Here is a 21664-nt window from a genome sequence, read left to right on the forward strand (position 1 = left end):
TGGGCAAAAAGGCCGGTGTCTTCACCGGCCTTTTTTGTTCTCGAGCCTCAAGGCCCCTGCCGTTCGGCCGGAATCCATCCGATGCGGGCAAACTGCACCGTGGTGGAGTTGCTGCCATCAATATTCATAGCTATCTACGCTCATATTCATTGATTCTTAGGCAAAAAACATCCAAGATTCCAGGTATCACGAAGGATAGAAGCTCTCAGAATAAGAGCATCAACCCAATGCGCGAGGCCAGCCCATCAACTCCAGCATCAGGCTGATTCTGGCCTTGGCCGCCGGCAGGCTGCCCGCACGGTCATCCGGTGCACCCTGAGCCTGCACCACCTGCCCCTCCTCGCACCGGGTCGTGATGCGCAAAACCATGCCCTGCGCCTGCGCCCAGTCCAGGGCTGGCCCAAATGCCTGATGGACCGTGCCGTTGCCCGTGCCCACCACCACCACGCCACGCACGCCCGCCGCATGCCAGGCCTGCATCACCGCCAGCGCCACGGCACTGTTGCAGCCCGCATGGCTGTGCAGCAGCTCCACCTGGGGCCATTGACCTGCGGGCGGTAAAGCGATTGCAGACGAGCCAGCCGCAGCAGCCCTCGGCAGCCCGCCCGTTGCCCAGCGCAGTCGCCCCTCTTCCACCCAGCCCTGCGGACCCGCGCCGCTTCCGTCAAAGGCATCCACACGGTAAGGATGCACCTTGCGCACCTGGCGTGCGCTGAACACCCTGCCCGCCACCACCGCCAGCACGCCCCGGCCAGCGGCCTGTGCATCGGCCGCACAGGCCACGGCATCACGCAGATTGCCAGGGCCGTCAGCCGAGATGGCTGTGGCCGGGCGCATGGCACAGGTCAGCACCACGGGCTTTGCCGGGCACAGAACACACTGCAGAAACCAGGCGGTTTCCTCCAGGGTGTCGGTGCCGTGGGTGATCACGATGCCGCTCACATCATCACGCGCGAGCAGCTCGGCACAGCGCAGCGCGAGCGCATGCCAGGTGGCGTGATCCATATCCTTGCTGTCCAGCTGCGCCAGCTGCTCCGCCTGCAGCGACGCGGCAGCAACGCGCTCCAGGTCCGGCACGGCCTGCAGCAGCTGAGCCACGCCCAGCTGGGCCGCGCGGTAGCCCACGCTGGTGCCAGCCTGCTCGGCGACACCGGCAATCGTGCCGCCCGTGCCCAGGATGACGATTTTTTTGTCACGTTCCACTTGCAGTCCTCTTTAAACTGATTAAAAATACAGGTACTGGATGAACACACAGTATTCATCATCGATCGATCAAGGAATGCCCATGGACCACCCCAAGCTCACTCCCCGCCAGCAGCAGATTCTGGACCTCATCCAGTCCACCATCGCTCGCACGGGTGCGCCCCCTACCCGGGCCGAGATTGCCAGCACCTTCGGCTTCAAGTCGGCCAATGCTGCAGAAGAGCATTTGCAGGCACTGGCCCGCAAGGGCGTCATCGATCTGGTCAGCGGCACATCGCGCGGCATTCGCCTGCGCGCCGACACCGTGCGCACCATCAATGCGGCACGCGGTGCCAGCTTTGCGCTGCCGCTCACGGCCCTGGCTCCGCTGGTGCTACCCCTGGTCGGCCGCGTCGCGGCCGGCTCGCCTATTCTGGCCCAGGAACATATCGATCAAAGCTATTCGGTCGAGCCCAGCCTGTTTGCCGCCAAGCCCGACTACCTGCTCAAGGTGCGCGGCATGTCCATGCGTGATGCCGGCATCATGGACGGCGACCTGCTGGCGGTACAGGCCACGCATGAAGCGCGCAACGGCCAGATTGTGGTGGCCCGTCTCGGTGATGACGTGACCGTCAAGCGCTTCAAGCGTACGCCGCAGGGCATCGAGCTGCTGCCCGAAAACCCCGACTACAAGATCATTCACGTCTCGCCTGAAGAGCCATTCGCCATCGAAGGCCTGGCCGTAGGCCTGATCCGCAACAGCATGTTCATGTAGCGGCCAGGCGGCCTGCCGACATCTCCGTCTGCGTACAGGAGGTGCCCCTCTCGAGCCCAGGTGGTAGGCGCGAGGCTGCCTAGCCTCGCCCTGGGCGGAGCTTTGCCTGAAGCACGCAATCCTGCCCTTATTCATGCCGCAAGGTCATCAAGAGGAGTTGTCAAATGGGATTCGCCACATCACTGCAGTCTTTGACTCGCCGGACACTGAAAAGCCTGTCGTCCTTGCATCCGCTCACCCCGGACTTCCATTCCGGCAAAGCAAGCGCGACCGCCACAGAGACTGCCTCCTGCAAGGCCCATCGCCCCAAGGCGGCGCAGATCAGCATTCCGGTCATGCGCGCCAATCGCGGCCGCAGCCGCCTTGGCAACCGCGTGCTTCATCCTCGGACCTTGGTCACCACCTCGCCCATCACCGCCGAGGCGGTGCAGCCCCCCTCTGCACGGCTGCTCAAAATCGTTCAGCGTGAACCACGCAAGCAACCCGAATGCCTGCTGATCTCCGGGCGCATGGCCGATGTCTGCGCAGCGTTGGAACGCATGGTTCTCAATGAGCAGGCAGCCCGGCAGGCCTGAAAGCACGACGAGCTTGGGCTCACTGCGCTCATGCAGCGCAGCGCGAGTCGCGACAGACTTGCAACTGATGCAGCAAGGCTTCCATATGCCCGCCTGACTGGCTGACTCGCTGACTCGCTGTGGGCCGCAGGCGCTCTCTGAAGTTTCTGCCCCGTTGATCGACCGATGGCGCGAGATGCCACTGCCGCCAGTACCGCGACGAAAAACTTCATTTCGTCGGCGCCAAACGATCTGGATCGCCATGTAAATTTCTTGCCGGACGTTCAGGCTGCTCCTGCCTGCAGAAACGCCTTTTGCAGCAGCCCGCAAGCGACAAAACTCCTTGTCAGGCGCGAATATCCGCGATCGCAGTACCCGGATCAGGGTATTGCGGCACCTTCTCGACAGTGGAAACATTCATACACACATGTCAACGAGGGCGTCCTATGAGTGCCTACCGCAAGCTCTTGCAGCACATACAGGCCAAGGACGCCAACGGCAACCTGCGTCTGATTCTGGTCTATCAGAGTTTTGACGAAGTCGACATGCCGCATGGCGTCTCCATACGCCCGTCTGCCATTTACTTCGAAACCTCCGATCACCAGAAGGTCAACTGGCTCAATCCCCAGCAGTTCGAGATGGAAGCCACTGGCGAGATCCTCAATCGCGTTCCGGCTTCACCGGAGGAATAAGCCATGCCTTGGCCTGGGCAGAATTCCCCTGCGTTCATCGCCCTGCTCCAGACAAGGTTCTGAACATTGCGCAGCCTGAAATATTGGAATAAATTGGCATTCTGGGACATCTTCCGGTATCAGGAGATTGAACATGTTCAAGCACCTGCTCATTCCCACCGATGGCACCAAACTGTCCGAGGCAGCCGTGCGCGCAGGCGTTCTGCTGGCGCGTGAGCAAGGCGCCAAGGTGACCGGCCTGTATGTCATGCCCGATTACCGCGCCATCATCTATGGCGCGGATGCCCTGCTGACCTATAACAGTGCGGAATTCGAGCGCAGTGCCAACAGCGATGCCGATGCGGCCCTGCAGTTTGTCGACCAGATCGCCAGGCCTGAAGGCGTGCCCTGCAACTTCGTGCGAGTCACTCACGCTTCTGTTTACCAAGCCATTGTTCAGCAGGCCCAGGAACTGCAATGCGACCTGATCTGCATGGCCTCCCATGGCCGCAAAGGCATAGGCGGAATCTTGCTGGGCAGCGAAACCCAGCGCGTTCTGACGCACAGCCATGTCCCGGTGCTGGTGCACCGGCCCGCCTCAACCGGCAATCACTAAGGAGCACAAAATATCAGGCAGCGGATCTATCGTTGCACGCATGGACGCCGACCACCGATAGACCATGACTGCTTAGCAATGCAGGCCAGCCAGCCCAAGCTGCCGGCCGCACCCGATGGGGCAACCTGTCGACCGTTCAAACGCGTCAGCAACAGTGCAAGAGCGATAAACGGCAACCGAGGCTGGAGCCTCTGCCAACTATTCAAATGCATTGACTGTGTGAGCTGCAGAACGGAATCGAAGGGACCCCGAAACTTGCCCGCCTTGCGCGGGCATTTTTTTGGGTGCTAGGCACATCGTGCCGATGTCTCACCCAAGCGCTCTCGATGCCCGGGCAAGGTGAACAGGATCTGGAGATTCTGCGAATCCATTTGCTGCACCACGATGGAGCCGTCTTCGTGCAGATAGATCCGCACCGTCCGGTCATCGTCCAGATCCCAATGTGCCACGCTGGTATTCACGCCCCGCCAGCCATGCTCCTCGCACAGGCGGCGCCGACGCAAAGCCCTCAGGAACTCCGGTGAAGCGCCGAGCTCCGCGTTGACATGCACCCAGCTGTCGATCACCAGCTCATAGGCCATCTGCTGCGTATGGCACGGCTTAGCCATCTTCATATGCCTGATCCAGGCATCCAGACGGGAGGCAAAGGTGTATTGCAGGTGGTGAGGCATGAGTTTTCTTGAATTCAATAGCGCACCAGGCTAAATCGCCATTTGCACATCACTTTCAGAATTTTCCTACGCACAATTTACCTAAAACTTCGTCTGAAACAAAATACACATCACCAATAGGCTCAGGGTTTAAGGCTGTCAATAGCTGGATCAAGAGAGCCGGCCCGGTGAAACCCTAGGAATCTGCGGTCTCGGGCTGCCGTATCCGTCATGTCAATGCCTCGATGGACGCATCGACCAGGCCTAACTCTGCGCCCTGATCGGTAGTGGCTGTACCGGCTCAGTCGTGCCAACCGGAGTGCTCCAAGGCAATCAGCTTGCGCGCGGTGGCTTCCTGGATGGGCGATCCGGCAATGCGAGCCGATTCAGCGGCCCATGCCGACACTGCCCCCACGACTCAGGACAGCGGCATGAGCAGAAAACAGCTGGATGAAGCCAGCGTCCCCTGCTTCGAAGTCCTATGTCGCAGCACCCGGGGCCAGCGCAGCCCAGCCACGTTTTTCTTGCTCGAATCGAGACAGGCAACCAAGCGATTCAAGCCGCGAATTCTGTTCGCGGACATCGACATACCCCCCGTTCGGGTTCGCTTCTCGGCCCTGGAATGCAGAGCGGATTTCCACATCTGCACAGGCTTCACTCAATTAATAAAAACTATCTTTTCACTCCGTTACTTAGCACGCTTACTTCATCAAGAAAAGATGACAGCCGCACCGGCAAAGTGCTGCCTCCGAGCTTCCTGCAAGCTCACAAACGGGATCAGAGCTATCCATCGGCGCGATCTGTAAGTGCCTACATACTTACTTACATCCGCTTGATACAACATCACTCAAATGCAAAGAAATGTCAGCTCGCAGGTTCTGCGGCATGTGGTTGAGCAACTGGGAGTGTGAACATGAGAAAAGTTAATCCTGCCGCCAAGAACGCGAATCGCGCCTTTGTCCGGCTGCACACCTATGTGACCAAGCAATTCGACTGGGATATCTTCACCAAGGACTACCGGGTCGTTCTCAACACCGACGAAGACGGCGGCGTCACGCTCTTCATCGTCAAGGTCTTCGACAAGAACGGCCAGCCCGCTGCGCTGGGGCCGAAGATCCCTAACCAGATTACGTTTTCTTACCGCCAGGCTCCCATCATGTCGGTATGGACAGAGTTCTTCAATGACGGCAAATTCAGCTGGCGCAATGTCTCCTGCCGCTAGGGCGCAGCAGTGGGGGATGGCGGCCCGGCTGTCGGCATGGACACCTGCCGCAGCGCCAGGGGCGCCATCCTGTCCAGCACCTTCAGGAGAGTTGCATGACCCGCTTCCAACCGATGCTTGCAACTGCTGCCCTGCTCAGTCTGATGACCCTACACCTCAGCAGCAGCTCGATGGCCCAGGCCGCCTTCACGACGCCGGGCGGCTACACCAACTCCTACAGTGGCCAGATCACGGGCAATGGGGTTGTGCAATACGGACTGGAAACGCGGCCCTTCCAGCGCATGACCGTCACGCTCGACACCAACAATCCGTCCAGCCAGATGAACGTCTTCAAGGACGGCAATGCCCAGCCGCTTTGCGCAGGCTCGGCCAGGCAAAACGTCTGTACCTTCCGCGTCGAACGGGGTGCGAGCTACCGCGTGCTGATCTATCTCACACGTGATGCCGCCCAGCGCGGCGAGAGTGCACGTTTCACGCTCACGACCGAAGAAAGCACCTGACTGCTCTCACCGGCAGCCCTGGTGCGCCCGGCGTCTTGACTACCCTCAATTTGACCTTGGCCAACGGCTTGTAAACTGGCTTCACCAGATTCAAAGTGAAAGCTCGTTACACGATATGGAAAACTTTCCCAAGGACATCTACACCGAGCCCACACCCGATGCGAACACCCTGGCCAACCTCGGCCCCTTCACCGGCATGGCCGGCATCTGGACCGGCAGGCGTGGCCTGGACATCAATCCCAAGGCTGACGGGCCCGAAAAACAGGCCTTCATCGAGCACATGGAGCTGCAACCCATTGATGCGCAGACCAATGGTCCACAACTCTTCTACGGGCTGCGCTATCACACGCGCATCGTCAAGCCCGACGACGTGGAAACCTTTCACGACCAGGTCGGCTACTGGCTGTGGGAGCCTGCCACCGGCAACATCATCCAGACCCTGAGCATCCCGCGCGGGCAGACGGCCATGGCCACGGGAAACACCACGGCCGATGCCACCAGCTTCACCCTCAAGGCCGTGCGCGGCTCCACGGTCAACGGCATCTCCAGCAACCCGTTTCTGGAGCACGCCTTCAGAACCGACGCCTACACCATCACCGTCACCAAGCACGCCGACGGCACCTGGTCGTATGAGCAGGAAACCACGCTCACCATCCCCGGTCAGGGCGAGCCCTTTGCCCATACCGACCGCAATACCCTGCACAAGATCGGCGAGCCCACGCCCAACCCCACGGCAAGAGCCGCAGTCGAGATCTGATGGCGAATAGCCAGGACGTTGTCGTAAGCATCGCGCACTCCCCGACCCCGGCAGCGAGGGGTTGAGCTCAATGCTTGCGCAGCGCTGCATCAATGCAATGAGGCAGAGCTGATGGCCTTGCGCAGGCGTTCAAGCAGCGTCCGAGCCAGTTCCGGATCTTCGAAATTGCTGGGCTCCTGCCCTGAGGTCGACAGGGACCTGATGCTGCGTGCCTGCAATGTCTGCACCTGGGCATCCAGCGGCAAGGGCTTGCCCTGGCATTGCGTCAAGCGCTGCGCTGGTGCCTGGCCCAGCAGATAGTTCATGACCGTCAGGTCCACGCACTCTGTCTGATAGACCATCAGGCCATGGCTGCCTTCGTTCATGACGTAAACCATGCTGGTGGCCGGCAACTGCTCGAAGGTCTCCATGGCACCGGCCAGCGGTGTGGGCACGTCGTACTCGCTTTGCACCATGAGCATCCTGGCGGTCTTCAGACTGGCCATCGACGGCTTGGAGAACTGCAACTGTCGTTTCCAGTACAGGCAGGGCTGGCCCGCAATACGGTTGTTGGCGATGGGCAGCGTTCGCGCCAGCTCGAAGCCCTTGTTGACCCAGTAGACCGGATCTCGCTCCAACAAGAGTTCGTCGTTGCAAACCACCGTATTGAAGACCGAGTCGGAGTTGTCCGCAGAAAACGGCACGGCCGCTGTCCAGTACTGCGGATCGTTCAACATCGATATCCCGCTGCCGATGCTGGATGCCTTGTCTGGAATGCTCGCATCCACATCAGGATCACCGGTGCTGACCTGAATGTTCTGCAGCCGGTTGGCAATGTCGGAAGGCTGCATGCCATTGCGCAGATAGCCGCTGGCATCCATGAGCATGCGGGCATAGAGAAGCTCGTTGGCAATCGTGTCGGGCTCGGCCCGGAAGCTGCTCTGCACCAGCATTTGATTCAAAGGTGGCGCGAGCCTTTTCAGCCTGTCCACAATCTCCTGCGTGCTGGTGCCCATGCCCAGGCTGCTGTTGTGGCGCGCGGCATAGGGAGCAATATGGTTGGCAAAGCTGTGTATCTTGCCGACTTCGTAGCTGATGCTGGCCGCATGAATGCTCTGGCTGAAGTTCATATTGCTGTCGACGACCATAGGGCCGACGCGCTCGGGGAACAGACCCGCGTACCAGAAGCCCAGCCAGGTTCCATACGAGATGCCGTAGTAATGCATTTTCTCGTCGCCGAACAGATGGCGCATCAGATCCATGTCACGCGCCGTGGCATCGGTATTGATGAAATCGGAGATCGGGTTCTTCTGGCAGTTGACGGCCATGTATCTGGCTGAATCAGTGATTCTGCGGATGTTCTCTGCGTTCTCCCCGTCGGCCGAGGAGTCCTGCGCATAGACCTGCTCGTTGCCGCTGCACTGCAAATTGGTGCTGGCCCCGACCCCTCTGGGCGAGAACCCGACGAAGTTGAAGCTTTCACTGACCTTTTTGTAGATCGCGCCGAGGGCGGTATTCGGGTTGCCGCCGGCAAGCATCTGGGAATATGCCAGCGACAAGTTGAGACCATCGCCACCGGGCCCGCCGGGATTGAAGAACAGATGAGGCTTTTTCTCGGGGGCATCGGCGGCCTGCACCCTGAGGGCCGAGACCTTGATCTTCAGTCCATCGGGATGCTTGTAATCCAGCGGAGCCTCGATATCTGCACACTGCAAACGACTGCCGAGCTTGCTGATGTAGCGCTCGGCCCCCTCCGAGGAGTACTTCGAAAAATACGCATCGCAGCTGCCCCAGCTCAGCTTCTGGTTCTTGTATGCCGCCAGCGGATCTTTGGTTTCAGGCTCGGCATCGGAGCCGCCACAAGCCACCAGCAGCACGGCCAGCGTTACCAGCCCCAACCATTGCATCGATTTCATTGCTCCCCCTCTTACTTTTTGAAAAACTCAGGCAAGAGCAATTACATATTTCGGGCTAGACAAGGACAATCACTGGAATCAGGTATTTGCCGAAAGCAATCCAATGCCACAACTATTCTTTTAATAGCTATCAGCGATTCAACTACAGATGATTAATCCGCTTTCCAATCATTTTTTTACTTCTTGATTTTGATCAAGATACTGCATGAACCGACACTCCCAAGCTTGCATTAACTGCTTCCGAGTGTGAGTATGGGGACGGAAATCGGCCTGAAGCGGTCCATTTCATCTGGCAACCAATATGCGCACTGGCGCGCAAGGAGGCAGACATGTTCAAGCATATTTTGATTCCCACGGATGGCTCGAAACTCTCCGAAGCAGCGCTGCACGCAGGCATACAGCTGGCCAAGGAGCAAGGCGCGCAGGTAACCGCGCTGTATGTGATGCCGGACTACTCCGCCATCATCTACGGCGCCGAGGCACTGATGTCGTACAACTCCGCCGAGTTTGACAAGAGTGCCCAGAAGGAAGCCGAAAAGGTACTGCAGACTGCGGCCGACATTGCCGCAGCCGCGGGCGTGGAGTGCAAGACGCTGCGGGCGACCAGCATCTCCGTCAACCAGGCCATCATCAAGACAGCCCAGGAAAGCCATTGCGATCTGATCTGCATGGCATCGCATGGCCGCAAGGGCATCGCCGGCATTTTGCTGGGTAGCGAAACCCAGCGCGTGCTGATCAACAGCAGTATCCCGGTGCTGGTGCACCGCCCCTGAGGGGGCTACGCGGCAAAGACTCGCGGCGGCACTCGGCAGACCAGCAACGCTCCCGACGCCTTCGTGCGTCGGGGCGCTTTTCAAGCATGCCAGCCAGACCTGCCTCGGGAACACGGAGCATTGCCAGCTGGCCCACGAAGAGAGCACCGGGATGCGCGACGAAGGAGTATGGCAAAGCTCAGGCACGGAATGAAAAGGCCATCTGTCGATGGCCTTTTGCGTTGGGCGAGCTTCAGTTCGCCGTGACCAGATCCACCGAAGTGGGCGAAATCCTGAGGCGCCCGACCAGATCGGAGGCTGCGGCATAGAGCCTGTAGCCGCTTCCACTGACTGCCTGCATCTCGATGATCCAGTCGCCTTCGGGGGCGATCAGCTCGACGCCGGAATCCACCAACTGCCCTTGCGCGTTCATGACGAGCGGATGGAATTCTTCGTCTTCTTCAATCTCGGCCATGGCCAGGCCGATACCGGCAAGCCCCTGCGAGGAAAGCTTGTACTTCACGACCAAGCGGCCCTGCTCGTCCTGCAGCGCATAAAGCATGCCGTCAGCTTCGCTACCATATTCGTCAAGCATCCTGACAGGGATCATGAACACCGTGTCCTCATCGTTTTCGGGCAGCATGGTGATCACCTGCCCATCGAGATGCGGCCAGACCTGGGACTGAGGTAGACGAACTTCATTGCCGTTCACATCCAGCTGCTGCATGGCCAGTGCCACGCCGTTTTGTGTGAGCACGGCATAGCCCCGGTCAAATACACGGCCCAGGCCCGGCATATTGCTGTTGACCAGCGCGCTGAAGGCATTGCCGCTGAGCACCGGGCTGGTCACAGTGATTTGCGGCATCAGCGAACTGCCCGCAAAAGCGGCATAGGCCTGCACAAAGCCTTTGATAGGGGCGGAGAAGCCCAGCTCCGCGTACTGCGCCAGCAGGCGAGAGTTCAGCGTGGAATAGCGCGGGAAGTACATCATCAGTCCGTAGGCTTCGTCCTCGCCGCCATCCTTGTGAATCACCGCACGGTCGAATGCAGTGCGAATGTCCTGCTGCATCGAGCTGCTCAGCAGATTGCGCGCGGCAAGCTCATTGACCCAGGAGAGCACGTCCACCAGATCAAACTGCGTGTTGAAGATATTGGTCTGGAAATCCTCGGCATTGCGCCGTGCCGCAGCCAGTTGCACCCAGACGTCGAGCCCGCCGCTCTGCAGTGACTGATGCAGGCGGGCAGCAGCCTTTTCCAGCACGGCAATCAGCGCCGGAATCTGCTGGAGGTCGGTCACCGCATAGGCCGTGAAGTCGAGCGAGCCATTCTGTTGCTTGTAGGTGTCCACGATGGTCTTGCCCAGGGCATCGCCCCTGGCCAGGGGGTTGTCCACCATGTACTGCACCAGTCTGGTCCAGTCCCAGCCGGTGGTCACCTCTTCGGAAGCCACCAGATAGTTGACATAGGGCTGTAGCGACGCAGCCACTTCCAGGCTGGACATCAGGCAGGCGTCAAAGCCCAGCAGCTCCAGCCTGACATCGGCCTGCTGGATTGCGCTGGTGATGTCTTTCACGCTCATGGATTTACCACCGCCATATGCCTCGTCCCAGCCGAATCCCGCGACCGGGCCGCCACCATGGTTCCAGAGCGTCAGCGCATATTGCTGCGCGGGGTACTGGCGTGCTCCCCACTGAATGAAGTTGCGCAAGGTATCGGCCTTGTTCATGGCCACCTGGGCTCCTGGCTGCTCTGCCTGAGGCAGTCGCTCCAGAGTCCAGCCCCTGCCATTCGAAGGGGCTGCGGCAGGAGTCAGCCGGTAGCGCACCGTCTGCGTCAGATCGACACCAGCCACCGAGCCTGCAGCCGAGCCGCCGCCGACCTGCAGAACCACGTTGATGTCCTTGCTGCTGGCCGCTGCCAGCATATGGGTGAGATCGCCCTCCGCGCTGGCAATCAGATCCGAGGCCACCAGATAGACCAGCATCGTGGTTTTTGCGCGCGGCCTGTCACCATCGCCTCCGCCGCAGGCGATCAGCAGCATCGTGAGCAACAACATCCCCCACCATCGAATCCATCGCATAGCTGCCTCCCATTACTTTTTGAAATATTCAATGAATAGGAATTACAACTTTTGAGGTAGACAGAAACAATCACTGGAATCAGGTATTTAGCAGCGCAAACGGATCCATCGATCACTCCATCCAGGCCCCGCCCCATGAATCGACTTTTATCGGCTTTTTCAGGGTGCGCACACATTCCTTGCCGCCCGTCCCTGCAAGCAGGATTCACACGCCTATTCCCCGGAGAAGGAGCAGGTCAAAGCACTGATGAATAAAGCACCTGCAGCTATCAAAATTGATTCCACAGGCGCCATAATCATCGCGCTGGGCAAAAGCGCGAATGAGCCTTTCCAGCCATCCAACCGGCCCCAAGACCCCCATGAATCGCACCGAATTTCTGCAACAGCCCGAAGTGGCTGGCTTCACCGACTGGCTCGCAGCCACACTGCCGCAGCGACAGATTCGGCTGGACATTCGCTCCTCCACCTATGTACCCAAAGGCTTGAACGCCACTACCTGCTTTGCCGACCTGGTGCCCGACCACTACCGCTGGCGGGCGACCGGCCTGACAACGGGCGACTGGGCAGAGTCGTGCGCCAAGACCGGTGCCCTGTCTGCCGGGCTGCGCGCCGCCGTGCAGGCCGGCGATGCCGCAGCCACGCTGGCCGCCTGCAGCGATGTGCTGGACTGGGGCGGCGAGCGCAACCCCAGGGAAGGTGCACGGCCCTTTCTCGTGGGCCTTGGCAACCACATCAGCCAGTACATTGCCCAGACCCACCAGGAGATGGCGCTGGGCACGGCCAATCTGCGCAGCGGCTTTCCGGCGGTACAGCTCATGAACTCCATGCTCACCAAGGTGCATGCGTTCTATTCGGCAGAAGGTCTGCCCATCTATGATTCGCGCGTCAGCGCCGCAGCGGCTGCGCTGGTGGAGTTCTGGCGTCGCCACAGCCGCACACGCCAGTTGCCAGACACGCTGAGCTTTCCCCTTGCCGGCGGCAGCCAGAAGCCCCAGCACAAACTGGCTTGCCTGTTTGACCAGCCCCCATCGCCGGGCACCCTGCTCTACACCAGCCAAGGCACTCCCCAACGCTGGGCCGGCGCCAAGGTCCGGCTGGCCTGGGTCATGGCCGAAACCCTGCGCAAGAGCCCGGGCCTGTTTGCCGCCCAGCCCGATCGCATGCGCGCCATGGAAGCCTCGCTCTTCATGGTCGGCTACGACCTGAACTGCCTGGCCTGAACAGCAAAGCCCTACCGGTCAGTCACTGCAGCGGAATTTGACGACGCCCAGCCTCTATCGCTTATCCCAAAAGCGCTGGCAGCGATCAAAATTGGAGATTCAAAGCCTGCATCTGCAGGCCTGGCTGCTGACGTCCGCGCCAGCAGCTGCGTGCCATATCGACACACGGAGCTGCTCACCCTTCACACCGTGCGCATTGCAGAGACTGCGGCAGGAGCGCCTGCGCAGACTGCAGGCATGGCCAGATCCGGCGGGAATCGCGGCAACACCCCCCGCCTGCCGGATTAATCCTGTTAGGAATATCGAGAGTTCCGCCTCAAACGTAAACCAAATGCTACGTAATGGCGGCTCACTCACAGTTTTCAGGTTTGCGCCCCGTTCTCCTACAGAAGGGTTTTTCCTGAGTCGGTGACCATGGACCCTCAGCAAGCCAACCGGTTTGCTGATCGCCAACCTGAAGGAGTGAAGGAAATGACGCAACAAGCCAACCAGCAGCACAGCCCCAACCAGCAGGACAAGCAGCAACAGCAGCAGCAAAGCCCTGGGCAACGCCAGCCAGGCCAGAACACCAGCCAGCCCGGCCAGCAACAGCAGCAGAGCCCGGGCCAGCAAAAGAATCCCGCCCAGCAGCAGCATGGGCAGCAGCACAAGACGCCCCAGCACTGAAAGTGCACGCCTCAGCGCTGGCCCTGTGCGGCAGCGCTGTTCTGAACCACGCAAAGAAAGGAGCAGGAATGCAATCAGCCTCACCTGTCATCTCATCCGATCGTGTCAACGGCACCAATGTCTACAACCCCAACGGCGACAAGCTGGGGTCCATCGACTCACTGATGATCGACAAGCTCACCGGCAAGGTTCGATACGCAGTGATGCAATTTGGCGGTTTCCTGGGCATAGGCACGGATCTCTATCCCCTGCCGTGGGACAGCCTCAAATACGAGCCCAGTCAAGGCGGTTACGTGGTTTCCGTCACCAAGGAACGGCTTGAAAACGCCCCTCACTACGCAGGTGGCGCATTGCCCGAATACACCGACGACTACGGCCGCCGCGTCTACGATCACTACGGTGTGCCCTTTGTCTAAGCCCGGCGCGCAGCCGCGCAAGCGCTAGCGCCCGATCCGAAGAAGAACTGCAGGCCGGTGAGCGCCGGCCGCCATCCTGTTGGAGTTCAGCCCACCTCGCGGTAGGCTTTTTTTTGCCCGGAGATGTTCAAATCTAGCTTCCCGGCCCTGCGGGTCGCAAGAACGTGTTGACGATCTCCTCGCGCCGCGACACAGGCTTTGCGGGCTGGGATGCAAGGATGCAAGGGGGCGCCCCTCCCGCACGCGATACCGCAGCAATAGCCGCGCTATTGCGAGGATTCGCGCGGCCGGCGAGGCAACGCCGCAGACCGCCCCTGACCGGGCGTGCGCAAAGCACCTGTCCCGAAGGGTTGGCGCGAAATCGGGCGGTGTGCTGCGCGCTGACTCCTGCTTGCACCCCGGTACAAGCGGCGAGCCATCGCTTCGAACTCATCCCGATGGCGCTCCAACGCGGCTGCCTAGAGATTGTCAACACGTTCTCAGCGCGGCCTCCACGCAGGGCCAAGCGGGGCCATCCGGTGTGATCGTCCGGGCAGACGGTCTTGCTCAAGATCAAGGCCTGAAATACGCTTTGCGGATACTGCAGTGCACCAACCATGGGCTGCGCCGGATCGCCGGATCGCCGGATTGCCGGATCGCCGCAGTCGTCACACCCGATGGTGAAGACGCCCATCGTTTTCTGCCGAGCCTGAGGTTCTCTGACCCTCCCTCCGCTTCCTCAGGCACGCCGCAAGGCATCGGCCTTTATTCAAAAGCCCACCCGCGAAAGCCGGTGGGCTTTTCTTTGCCCGCAGACATCCGCTGCAGCCACGCAACACCCTGCGTTCACGCCTGTTGACGCGCTATGCAGCTCAGCCCTAAACTACTGTACAAACAAACAGCACTGATAAAAATAACAGTAAAATCCGATGCAATCGCTGCTTGCAGATCCGTGCCTCAGCCCTCGTTTTCCCCGCCAGAGCGCGAAGCGCATTCACTCCGCACCTTCGTTGGTTTCGCCTGCTCGCAAGAGCACTGGCCTTTTTATTCGCCCCCGCCCATGCAGCGGGCCTGCCTCTCGCCAAAAGGAAATTCCATGCTGTACAGCACCGTGCCTCAGCCCGTTGATGAAGACCTCGTGCAGCGCCTGCGCGAGAAGGGAGGCCTGTGAAATGGCCACACATCCCCACCGCCCTGCTCGCACTGCTCCTGGCGGTCCTGCTCCTGCTCGCCCCGGCCTTGGAGCAAAGCTTCTGAGTGCCGCGCAATGGATGCTTGCGCTGCTGGGCCTCATCAGCGCCGTTGCCGTCATTGCCACCACGCCCGAAGCCTGGCCGCTTTGACCGCTTAATCCATCAATTCTGATAGCTATATGCGCTTGATTGATAAGCGCCAGACCGGAGAAACATCATGGAAAAGATCATCGAATCCCTGATCCTCGTCGCCGCCATCGGCATGGGTGCCCTGTGGCTGGCAACTCCCAGCGCCCAGGCGGACGAACCCACCACCCTCACCAAATCCGTGCGCGATGATTTCGCCTGCCCGGGCATGCACGCCGAATGGCTGGATGCCCATACCGTCCAATGCCTGCGCGAAAAGCCCTGACCTGCCGCCACGCACATCGCCCATCCACGGCGGCAGCGTTATGCTCATCAATCTGCCCGCCTTCCGCTATAAAAATCAAAGCATACAACGCAATCTATACTTAGGTTTCATGATAAAAACACCTTGAAATTCATATATATAAAGCGCAAAGCGCTCACAAATTCAGCGAGTATTCAGTCAATTCGACATGTAAATCAAGGCCCGCAAGGTTTGCTACCCGGCGGGCCTTTGCCATTCCTGGTCGCAGCAGCGAGCTTGCGCAGGCCGCAGCGGCAGCCTTGACCCCGACCAGATGCAGGTCAGACCTGCCGGCACGCAGCACATGCGCAGCATGAGCTGCACCGTCTCGCCCCGGTGGCCAGGCCCGCCCAATGCCAGGTCAGGGCGTCGTTACCGGGAGGGGTGGTCGCGGCGGAACAGTTCCCACTCGTCAATTTCCTTACCGTCGGGCAGCACGCAGATGCCGCGCTCGCCAGCGCCCGTCTTCTCGATACGGGTCTTGCCACCCAGCTGGGCGCAGTAGACCGAGGCCGGGTTGGCCATGCCGACCATGGGCGCGGCAGGCGCTGTGGCCCGAGGCTGTGCACAGCCGCTGATGGCAATCGCGCTAAGAACGGCGCCGGTGGTTTCAAGTGCTTTTTTCATGGGCCCAATGTAGCAAATGCCCACCCTCTCGCTGGGGCTCATAAAGTCATGCTTCAGAGCCATTTCATCAGGGCTTCACCCATTGGGGCCAAGGGTTTGCGCCAACCACCCCCGCGCACGCTGTCAGCGAATGTCACTTTTAGTCATTTCCCCTCAAAAAAAGGAAAAAGGGAACTGTCAGAAATCGCAAGAAGTTGTTAATTTCTGATCCGGAAGATCAGCGACTGACACATTGCCGATCGCCATGGCATTTAGATTCCATGAGGGATATGGCCAGTCTGGCCTGTCTGTTGGTAATCACTAGCAGAAGGGCTGCGTGTATGCATACGAGCAACGACTACATCTATGTGCTGATGCCATCGCTGTCCCTGCTGTTTCTCGCGGGCTTGCTCGGTGTGTGCTGGGTGACCCAGCCACGGCAACGCTTTCTGCTCTGGCTGTGCGCCGCCTTCATGCTGACGGCAGTGTCCGTCAGCATTCGCAGCGTGCTGAAGTTCGAGGTCCTCAACCACTATGTCATTCTCGTCAACGGGCTGTTTCTGGCGGGAGCATGGTGTCTGTCCAAGAGTTTTTCAGAGCGCCGGCGTGTGCCGATGCATCCGCTCGCCGTCCTTGTCCTGTGCTCCATCACCCTGGCTTCGCTGTACTACTTCGCCAATCTGACGCAGAACCCTGAAGGCCGGCTGCATGCATTCAGCATAGGCGTCGCTCTGATTCTTCTGCTGCCGGTGCCCGCAGTCCTCAGGCGGGGCCTCTCCAGTGACTGGCTGGACAGGACTTTGCTGTGGTCCTATCTGTCCTATGCCGTCCTCACCATGCTGCGCCCGACGCTGGTGGCGACTTTCGCGCATAACGGCCTCAGCGATGCCATGCAGGCCAACTCGACCTACTGGCTGACCACGCTGATGAGCATTCTGTTTTTTGCGCTTCTCTTCACCGTGCTGATCTGCGCCGTCACCATCCGCGACACCGTGCGCCAGCTGCGCACCGAGCGCGATCTGGATGCTCTGACCCAGGTACTGAATCGCCGCGCCTTTGGAGAAACGGCACAGCACCGCCTGGCCGACAAGCGCCTGTATCCCATGGCGCTGGTAGCCAGCGACATTGATCACTTCAAGCGCATCAACGACAACTGGGGACATGACAAGGGCGACGAGGTGCTGCAACTGGTCTCCAGAGCCATGCAGCACAATGTGCGCAGCAATGATCTGGTGGCACGCTTTGGCGGCGAGGAATTCATGGTGCTGCTGACCCGCATCGATTTGCCGGGCGCCGAGCAGGTCGCCAGGCGCATAGGCCTGGAACTGAGAAGCGACCAGAAGGTGCTGCCCGACGGGCCGGCCGTGACGCTGAGCTTTGGCATCACCGCCATCCACAATGCCAACCAGCTCGAAGGAGCGCTGCGCCAGGCTGACCAACTGCTCTACAGCGCCAAGAATGCAGGGCGTGATCGCGTGCATGTGGAGGGCCGCCTCTACCCGGACATCAGCTTCGAGCAGACCATGCCGGCAGACCATCCCATGGCCCTGCTGATGTAGGCTAGGCATCCGGCCATCACGCACCGGACAGCTCGTTGATCCAATTTGGCCCACAATCAAGGATTGACCATGGGTTGCCGGCGCCCGGCTCGCCGGCATTGCTGCATCCGCCATGGCTGCACTTTTGTCAGTGGAATCCTTGATGCGCAGACTTCGCCATCTCACCAACCGGCACCGCACGCCGTCCACCAATGTCGCCCTGGGTCTGCTGCTGGCCTTCAACGCCGGCGCGGTCAATGCAGGCGGATTTCTGGTGCTGCGCATGTATACCTCGCACATGACGGGCTTCGCCTCGCAGGTGGCCGACGGCATGGTGCTGGAAAACGCCACGCTGCTGTTGAACGCACTGGGCGCCATCATCGCCTTCACGACCGGCGCGGCCGTTTGCGCAGTGCTGGTCAACTGGGGGCGCAAACGGCATCTATACAGCGTCTATGCCCTGCCCCTGATGCTGGAAGCGCTGATGCTGATCGCCTTCGGCCTGATGGGCGCCGTCACCCTGACGTGGAACACCCCGTTCGCGGTGCCGCTGACCGTGCTGCTGCTGTCATTCATGATGGGGCTGCAAAATGCCGTGGGTTCCAAGACTTCAGGCGGCAGCACGCGCACCACGCACATGACCGGCAATTTCACGGATCTGGGGATGGAACTGGGCAAGATGTTCTTCTGGAAGCGCCACGCCCAGGCCGGCCTGCCCCTGCCGTCCCTGGTCCGGCATGACTGGCGCCGCATGCAGGTTTCGGCAGGACTGATCCTGATGTTCGTGCTGGGCGGCATTACCGGCGCCCTGGGCTTCAAGCATATCGGCTTTATCTGCGTGGTGCCGCTGGCCGCTCTCTTGCTCGCCCTGTCCGTACCGCCCTTTCTGCGCGATGCCGCGCAAGCGACGGAGCGGCCCTCCCTCTTCAGCAAGAAGGGCTGAGCGCCCGCGGCTCAAGCCGCTGCTGCGGAACCCGTCGGATCGTGCACGACAACCTGGTCGCGCCCCTGCTCCTTGGCCTTGTAGAGTTGCCGGTCAGCCTGCATCACGGCCTCGCGCAAGTCGCTGCCCAAGGGACATGCCACGATGCCCAGGCTCAAGGTCACGCGCTGACCGTCGGGCAAAGCGTCTATGGCTTCGCTGATTCCAACACGGATGCGCTGGGCCACCCGTCCTGCGGTATCGATGTCGGCATGGGTCAGCAACAGCACGAACTCCTCGCCGCCAAAGCGGGCAACCAGATCGGTGCCACGCACCCCTGCCTGTATGACTTGCGCGGCGGCCTTGAGCACCTTGTCGCCAAACTCGTGCCCCCAGCTGTCGTTGACCCGCTTGAAGTGGTCCAGATCGGCCACGACCACCGAGATCGGCTGCGCTTTTCGATCGCGGACCAGCGGCTCTGCAAGCTCCCAGAAGCTGCGACGGTTCAATACCCCGGTGAGCGCGTCGTGGTTGCGCTCTTCCCTGAGCTTGGACATGGCATCCGCCATGGAAACAATGAGCATCAGTCCCGAGAAGACCAGACTGAACAGCAGCGAGCCCAGCATGGTGACCAGCCAGTAGATCGAGCTGAGCATGTCCTGAAGCTCGCTGAAGCCCAGATACAACACCATGACCGGTCGCAGCACCGTATAGATGGCAAACACGCCGTAAGACCAGTACAGCAGCTTTTCCAGCCCGTCACGCTTGACCTTTTTCAGCGCGATCGCAGGAAAGGGAATGAAGTGAATGATGCCCAGCCCGGTATTGAGCCAAAGCACCCGCGCCGCAATATTGTTCTGCACGACGCTGTATTCATAGAGCGCAGCGACAACGATGATGGACACCAGGGCCGAGGTCTTGGGATAGGAGGAAACGGAGAATTTCTGGGCAACTCCCCAGGTGCAGAGCCAGGCCCCCAGCAGATATACAGGCCCGGTGTAAACAGCCCATTTCACCAGCTCACCGGCAGGCATCAAACATTGCAGTCCCAGGGCAATCCCGGTCAGCGTCAGGCCGCAGGCCGTCGAGAGCAGGAATACGGAACGGCGCTGCGCCAGCCAGCAAAAAGCCATGAGCGCGCCCAGCGCGGTAATGCACACCGGCGCGACCAACAAATAGAGCTGCAAATTGCTAGGCATGAATCAGCCGTTCAGTAAAGCTCATTCGCGCGGCTACACATTGGTGGCTACCCATGCTCTGAGGTTAGGAAGAAGGAGTCCGTTTGATCAGTGGACTGTTGAATTCGGGGCGATGTTAGCAAGTGTCCAAAAATCGGTGAATTTATTTCCTGAGAAATCTCTGCTCCCATAGACCGACATCGAGCTGTCGCAGGCAACGGCAAACATGGCTGGCTAAGCATCGGAGCTCCGCGAAAGCGCCTGCACAGGGGTCTGTGGGCCGGAGGCCACCTGATTGCGGCCCGAGTTCTTGGCACGGTACAAGGCCTGGTCGGTGCGGCGCAGCACATCCACACCGGCCTCTCCGGCCTGCCAGCCGCCCACGCCGAACGACATGGTGATGGTTCCTGCCCCTGCGTAGCTGTGCGATGCGATGCTGCGGCGCAGCCGCTCGGCCAGCTCCAGGGCCGCCTGCAGGCCGACGCCCGGTACGATGATCAGGAATTCCTCGCCACCCCAGCGCGCAACATGCTCCGAGGACCGTACGGTGCTCCTGAGGACTTTGGCGATCTGCTGCAGAACCCGGTCGCCGGCTTCATGGCCGAACTGATCGTTGACCTGCTTGAACAGATCGACGTCGCACATGATCAGTGCATAGGGAACGCCTTGACGCTCGGCAATTCGCTGGCAATTTTCCAGCTCATAGCTTCCGGCGCTGCGGTTGGGCAAGCCCGTCAGATCATCCCGGTAGGCCCGTACCAGCAGTTCCTGTTCACGCTGAACCAGGTCGCTGATGTCTTTGGAAATGCTCACATAGTGCGTTATCCGCTGCCTGGCATCGCGCAGCGCCGAAATGCTCTGGGAGGCATGGTAGAGCTCGCCATCCTTGCGCCGATTGATGAAAGTCCGGCTGAAGTTTTCTCCGCGCGCCAAGGCATCGCTCAACTCGGCATAAAACTGTGCCGTATGTGAGCCGGAGTGCAGCATGGCCGGCGTGCGACCCATTACTTCAGCGGCGCAATAACCCGTCTGACGCTCAAATGCATCATTGACAAACACAAGATAGCCGTTGCGATCGGTAATGAATACCGGCGCATTGGCCGAGTTCAATGCCTGGATCATCAAATCCCGCTGCCTTTCGCTTTCCACCTGCCGCGTCACATCCTGCTGCACGGATACAAAATGCGCGATCTTCCCGTCTGCATCCCGCACTGCAGAGATATTCCAGGACACATGGTATGGCGTTCCATCCTTGCGGTAATTGACTGCACTGCCTTCGAAAAAGCGTCCCTCGGCAAGGCATTGGCGCAATTGCTCAATCACCTGCGGGTCCGTCTCGGGGCCCTGCAATATACGCGGAGACCGGCCCAGCAGCTCCTCTGTGGAGTAACCGCTCATGCTGGTAAATGCCTTGTTGCAATAGCGAATGAACGGGCCGCCGCCGGTCATTTCAGCATCGGTTATCACCACGGCATTAAATGCCTGGGCCACAGCCACCTCAAGCAATTGCGTTTGGGCCTCCAGGCGAGAATCAGAAAGTGACGAAATATAACTATTATTCTCCATCGCCACATTCTCACCTTGATTGGGAACGCAGCGACATATTAATTTCTGACCGGCCCTGACACCCGCACGGTCACCGCTATCTGCACCGGTATTGAGCAAGCGGCCAGCAGAGGTGTTAATGATTGGACATATATGAAATGCTTGACAGGCGTTTTGCCTCTATGGACCGGTTTGCGAACCGGTTTGCGAACCGGTTCGCATTTGGCAGCGCACCGACAACGACTGCCTGGTCAACAGACCGGACGCGCAAGCCTTGGCCTCTGAATCAAGCAGAAGATACTACCAAGCGACTGCAC

The 21664-nt window shown here is 60.0% G+C and carries 22 protein-coding genes; 15 read left to right on the forward strand and 7 right to left on the reverse strand.

The genetic code is table 11. From position 1 onward, the window contains the following. Positions 1-219 precede the first annotated feature (219 nt). Complete coding sequence (locus O987_RS16540; RefSeq protein ID WP_080731546.1) at positions 220-1203, reverse strand: asparaginase; 984 nt, start codon at positions 1201-1203, stop codon at positions 220-222. A gap of 82 nt (positions 1204-1285) precedes the next feature. Here O987_RS16540 and lexA point away from each other — a divergent pair, with 82 nt between their 5' ends. The 4 genes from lexA to O987_RS16560 all read left to right on the forward strand — a co-directional run bounded on the left by lexA (position 1286) and on the right by O987_RS16560 (position 3798). Further along, positions 1286-1957, forward strand: coding sequence for a transcriptional repressor LexA (lexA, locus tag O987_RS16545; protein WP_029158456.1), 672 nt, complete (start codon positions 1286-1288; stop codon positions 1955-1957). A 164-nt stretch (positions 1958-2121) separates the two neighbouring features. Then, a complete protein-coding gene (locus O987_RS16550; RefSeq protein ID WP_029158457.1) occupies positions 2122-2532 on the forward strand; it encodes a hypothetical protein in 411 nt (136 codons plus the stop codon). A 425-nt stretch (positions 2533-2957) separates the two neighbouring features. After that, a complete protein-coding gene (locus tag O987_RS16555; RefSeq protein WP_019042785.1) occupies positions 2958-3203 on the forward strand; it encodes a hypothetical protein in 246 nt (81 codons plus the stop codon). A 133-nt stretch (positions 3204-3336) separates the two neighbouring features. Next, positions 3337-3798, forward strand: a complete 462-nt coding sequence (locus tag O987_RS16560; RefSeq protein ID WP_019042786.1) for a universal stress protein — start codon at positions 3337-3339, stop codon at positions 3796-3798. Positions 3799-4085: 287 nt separating this feature from the next. Here the strand turns inward: O987_RS16560 and O987_RS16565 are convergent, their stop codons facing one another. Next, complete coding sequence (locus tag O987_RS16565) at positions 4086-4469, reverse strand: hypothetical protein (protein ID WP_019042787.1); 384 nt, start codon at positions 4467-4469, stop codon at positions 4086-4088. Between the two features lie 892 nt (positions 4470-5361). Between O987_RS16565 and O987_RS16570 the strand changes: the two genes are divergently transcribed. The 3 genes from O987_RS16570 to O987_RS16580 all read left to right on the forward strand — a co-directional run bounded on the left by O987_RS16570 (position 5362) and on the right by O987_RS16580 (position 6927). Continuing rightward, positions 5362-5670, forward strand: coding sequence for a hypothetical protein (locus O987_RS16570; RefSeq protein WP_019042789.1), 309 nt, complete (start codon positions 5362-5364; stop codon positions 5668-5670). A 95-nt stretch (positions 5671-5765) separates the two neighbouring features. Next, entirely contained in the window at positions 5766-6170 is a 405-nt protein-coding gene (locus O987_RS16575) for a hypothetical protein (protein ID WP_029158458.1), read from the forward strand. 115 nt (positions 6171-6285) lie between these two features. Beyond that, a complete protein-coding gene (locus O987_RS16580) occupies positions 6286-6927 on the forward strand; it encodes an FABP family protein (protein WP_043373585.1) in 642 nt (213 codons plus the stop codon). 89 nt (positions 6928-7016) lie between these two features. Here O987_RS16580 and O987_RS16585 read toward each other — a convergent pair whose 3' ends face one another. Further along, positions 7017-8822 carry an alpha/beta fold hydrolase gene (locus tag O987_RS16585; protein WP_043373587.1) on the reverse strand — a complete coding sequence of 602 codons (1806 nt, stop codon included), beginning with the start codon at positions 8820-8822 and terminating at the stop codon, positions 7017-7019. Positions 8823-9151: 329 nt separating this feature from the next. Between O987_RS16585 and O987_RS16590 the strand changes: the two genes are divergently transcribed. Beyond that, positions 9152-9595: a universal stress protein gene (locus O987_RS16590; RefSeq protein ID WP_019042793.1), complete on the forward strand. Its 444-nt coding sequence runs from the start codon at positions 9152-9154 to the stop codon at positions 9593-9595. A gap of 232 nt (positions 9596-9827) precedes the next feature. On the opposite strand, the gene O987_RS16595 is transcribed toward O987_RS16590, so the two are convergent. Then, positions 9828-11654: a clostripain-related cysteine peptidase gene (locus O987_RS16595; RefSeq protein ID WP_080731547.1), complete on the reverse strand. Its 1827-nt coding sequence runs from the start codon at positions 11652-11654 to the stop codon at positions 9828-9830. 359 nt (positions 11655-12013) lie between these two features. On the opposite strand from O987_RS16595, the gene O987_RS16600 reads away from it, so the two are divergent. From O987_RS16600 to O987_RS16615, 5 genes are all read left to right on the forward strand, one after another. After that, the gene (locus O987_RS16600; RefSeq protein WP_019042795.1) at positions 12014-12874 is read left to right on the forward strand and encodes a hypothetical protein; all 861 of its coding nucleotides are present in this window, start codon (positions 12014-12016) and stop codon (positions 12872-12874) included. A 471-nt stretch (positions 12875-13345) separates the two neighbouring features. Further along, positions 13346-13540, forward strand: a complete 195-nt coding sequence (locus O987_RS16605) for a hypothetical protein (protein ID WP_029158459.1) — start codon at positions 13346-13348, stop codon at positions 13538-13540. Between the two features lie 68 nt (positions 13541-13608). Continuing rightward, entirely contained in the window at positions 13609-13956 is a 348-nt protein-coding gene (locus tag O987_RS16610; protein ID WP_043373591.1) for a PRC-barrel domain-containing protein, read from the forward strand. A 1151-nt stretch (positions 13957-15107) separates the two neighbouring features. Next, entirely contained in the window at positions 15108-15278 is a 171-nt protein-coding gene (locus tag O987_RS29105; protein ID WP_155496371.1) for a hypothetical protein, read from the forward strand. Positions 15279-15345: 67 nt separating this feature from the next. Next, positions 15346-15540: a hypothetical protein gene (locus O987_RS16615; protein WP_019042799.1), complete on the forward strand. Its 195-nt coding sequence runs from the start codon at positions 15346-15348 to the stop codon at positions 15538-15540. A 390-nt stretch (positions 15541-15930) separates the two neighbouring features. Here the strand turns inward: O987_RS16615 and O987_RS16620 are convergent, their stop codons facing one another. Continuing rightward, positions 15931-16185 (reverse strand): DUF333 domain-containing protein, encoded by a 255-nt coding sequence (locus O987_RS16620; RefSeq protein ID WP_043376572.1) that lies wholly within the window; start codon positions 16183-16185, stop codon positions 15931-15933. A 320-nt stretch (positions 16186-16505) separates the two neighbouring features. On the opposite strand from O987_RS16620, the gene O987_RS16625 reads away from it, so the two are divergent. Together O987_RS16625 and O987_RS16630 are read left to right on the forward strand one after the other, a co-directional pair. Beyond that, complete coding sequence (locus O987_RS16625) at positions 16506-17723, forward strand: GGDEF domain-containing protein (RefSeq protein WP_043373594.1); 1218 nt, start codon at positions 16506-16508, stop codon at positions 17721-17723. A gap of 142 nt (positions 17724-17865) precedes the next feature. Beyond that, positions 17866-18645 (forward strand): YoaK family protein, encoded by a 780-nt coding sequence (locus tag O987_RS16630; protein WP_029158460.1) that lies wholly within the window; start codon positions 17866-17868, stop codon positions 18643-18645. 11 nt (positions 18646-18656) lie between these two features. Here O987_RS16630 and O987_RS16635 read toward each other — a convergent pair whose 3' ends face one another. Together O987_RS16635 and O987_RS16640 are read right to left on the reverse strand one after the other, a co-directional pair. Next, the gene (locus O987_RS16635; protein WP_029158461.1) at positions 18657-19823 is read right to left on the reverse strand and encodes a GGDEF domain-containing protein; all 1167 of its coding nucleotides are present in this window, start codon (positions 19821-19823) and stop codon (positions 18657-18659) included. Between the two features lie 213 nt (positions 19824-20036). Further along, complete coding sequence (locus O987_RS16640; RefSeq protein WP_235214168.1) at positions 20037-21467, reverse strand: sensor domain-containing diguanylate cyclase; 1431 nt, start codon at positions 21465-21467, stop codon at positions 20037-20039. Positions 21468-21664 lie beyond the last annotated feature (197 nt).

It is taken from the genome of Comamonas testosteroni TK102 (genome assembly GCF_000739375.1).
Taxonomy (GTDB): domain Bacteria; phylum Pseudomonadota; class Gammaproteobacteria; order Burkholderiales; family Burkholderiaceae_C; genus Comamonas; species Comamonas brasiliensis.

What these genes read in the sequence shown, in the direction of transcription:
- lexA (WP_029158456.1), top strand. Translation starts at nt 1,286, where the DNA reads ATGGACCACCCCAAGCTCACTCCCCGCCAGCAGCAGATTCTGGACCTC.
- O987_RS16550 (WP_029158457.1), top strand. Translation starts at nt 2,122, where the DNA reads ATGGGATTCGCCACATCACTGCAGTCTTTGACTCGCCGGACACTGAAA.
- O987_RS16555 (WP_019042785.1), top strand. Translation starts at nt 2,958, where the DNA reads ATGAGTGCCTACCGCAAGCTCTTGCAGCACATACAGGCCAAGGACGCC.
- O987_RS16560 (WP_019042786.1), top strand. Translation starts at nt 3,337, where the DNA reads ATGTTCAAGCACCTGCTCATTCCCACCGATGGCACCAAACTGTCCGAG.
- O987_RS16565 (WP_019042787.1), bottom strand. Translation starts at nt 4,469, where the DNA reads ATGCCTCACCACCTGCAATACACCTTTGCCTCCCGTCTGGATGCCTGG.
- O987_RS16570 (WP_019042789.1), top strand. Translation starts at nt 5,362, where the DNA reads ATGAGAAAAGTTAATCCTGCCGCCAAGAACGCGAATCGCGCCTTTGTC.
- O987_RS16575 (WP_029158458.1), top strand. Translation starts at nt 5,766, where the DNA reads ATGACCCGCTTCCAACCGATGCTTGCAACTGCTGCCCTGCTCAGTCTG.
- O987_RS16580 (WP_043373585.1), top strand. Translation starts at nt 6,286, where the DNA reads ATGGAAAACTTTCCCAAGGACATCTACACCGAGCCCACACCCGATGCG.
- O987_RS16585 (WP_043373587.1), bottom strand. Translation starts at nt 8,822, where the DNA reads ATGAAATCGATGCAATGGTTGGGGCTGGTAACGCTGGCCGTGCTGCTG.
- O987_RS16590 (WP_019042793.1), top strand. Translation starts at nt 9,152, where the DNA reads ATGTTCAAGCATATTTTGATTCCCACGGATGGCTCGAAACTCTCCGAA.
- O987_RS16595 (WP_080731547.1), bottom strand. Translation starts at nt 11,654, where the DNA reads ATGCGATGGATTCGATGGTGGGGGATGTTGTTGCTCACGATGCTGCTG.
- O987_RS16600 (WP_019042795.1), top strand. Translation starts at nt 12,014, where the DNA reads ATGAATCGCACCGAATTTCTGCAACAGCCCGAAGTGGCTGGCTTCACC.
- O987_RS16605 (WP_029158459.1), top strand. Translation starts at nt 13,346, where the DNA reads ATGACGCAACAAGCCAACCAGCAGCACAGCCCCAACCAGCAGGACAAG.
- O987_RS16610 (WP_043373591.1), top strand. Translation starts at nt 13,609, where the DNA reads ATGCAATCAGCCTCACCTGTCATCTCATCCGATCGTGTCAACGGCACC.
- O987_RS29105 (WP_155496371.1), top strand. Translation starts at nt 15,108, where the DNA reads ATGGCCACACATCCCCACCGCCCTGCTCGCACTGCTCCTGGCGGTCCT.
- O987_RS16615 (WP_019042799.1), top strand. Translation starts at nt 15,346, where the DNA reads ATGGAAAAGATCATCGAATCCCTGATCCTCGTCGCCGCCATCGGCATG.
- O987_RS16620 (WP_043376572.1), bottom strand. Translation starts at nt 16,185, where the DNA reads ATGAAAAAAGCACTTGAAACCACCGGCGCCGTTCTTAGCGCGATTGCC.
- O987_RS16625 (WP_043373594.1), top strand. Translation starts at nt 16,506, where the DNA reads ATGCATACGAGCAACGACTACATCTATGTGCTGATGCCATCGCTGTCC.
- O987_RS16630 (WP_029158460.1), top strand. Translation starts at nt 17,866, where the DNA reads ATGCGCAGACTTCGCCATCTCACCAACCGGCACCGCACGCCGTCCACC.
- O987_RS16635 (WP_029158461.1), bottom strand. Translation starts at nt 19,823, where the DNA reads ATGCCTAGCAATTTGCAGCTCTATTTGTTGGTCGCGCCGGTGTGCATT.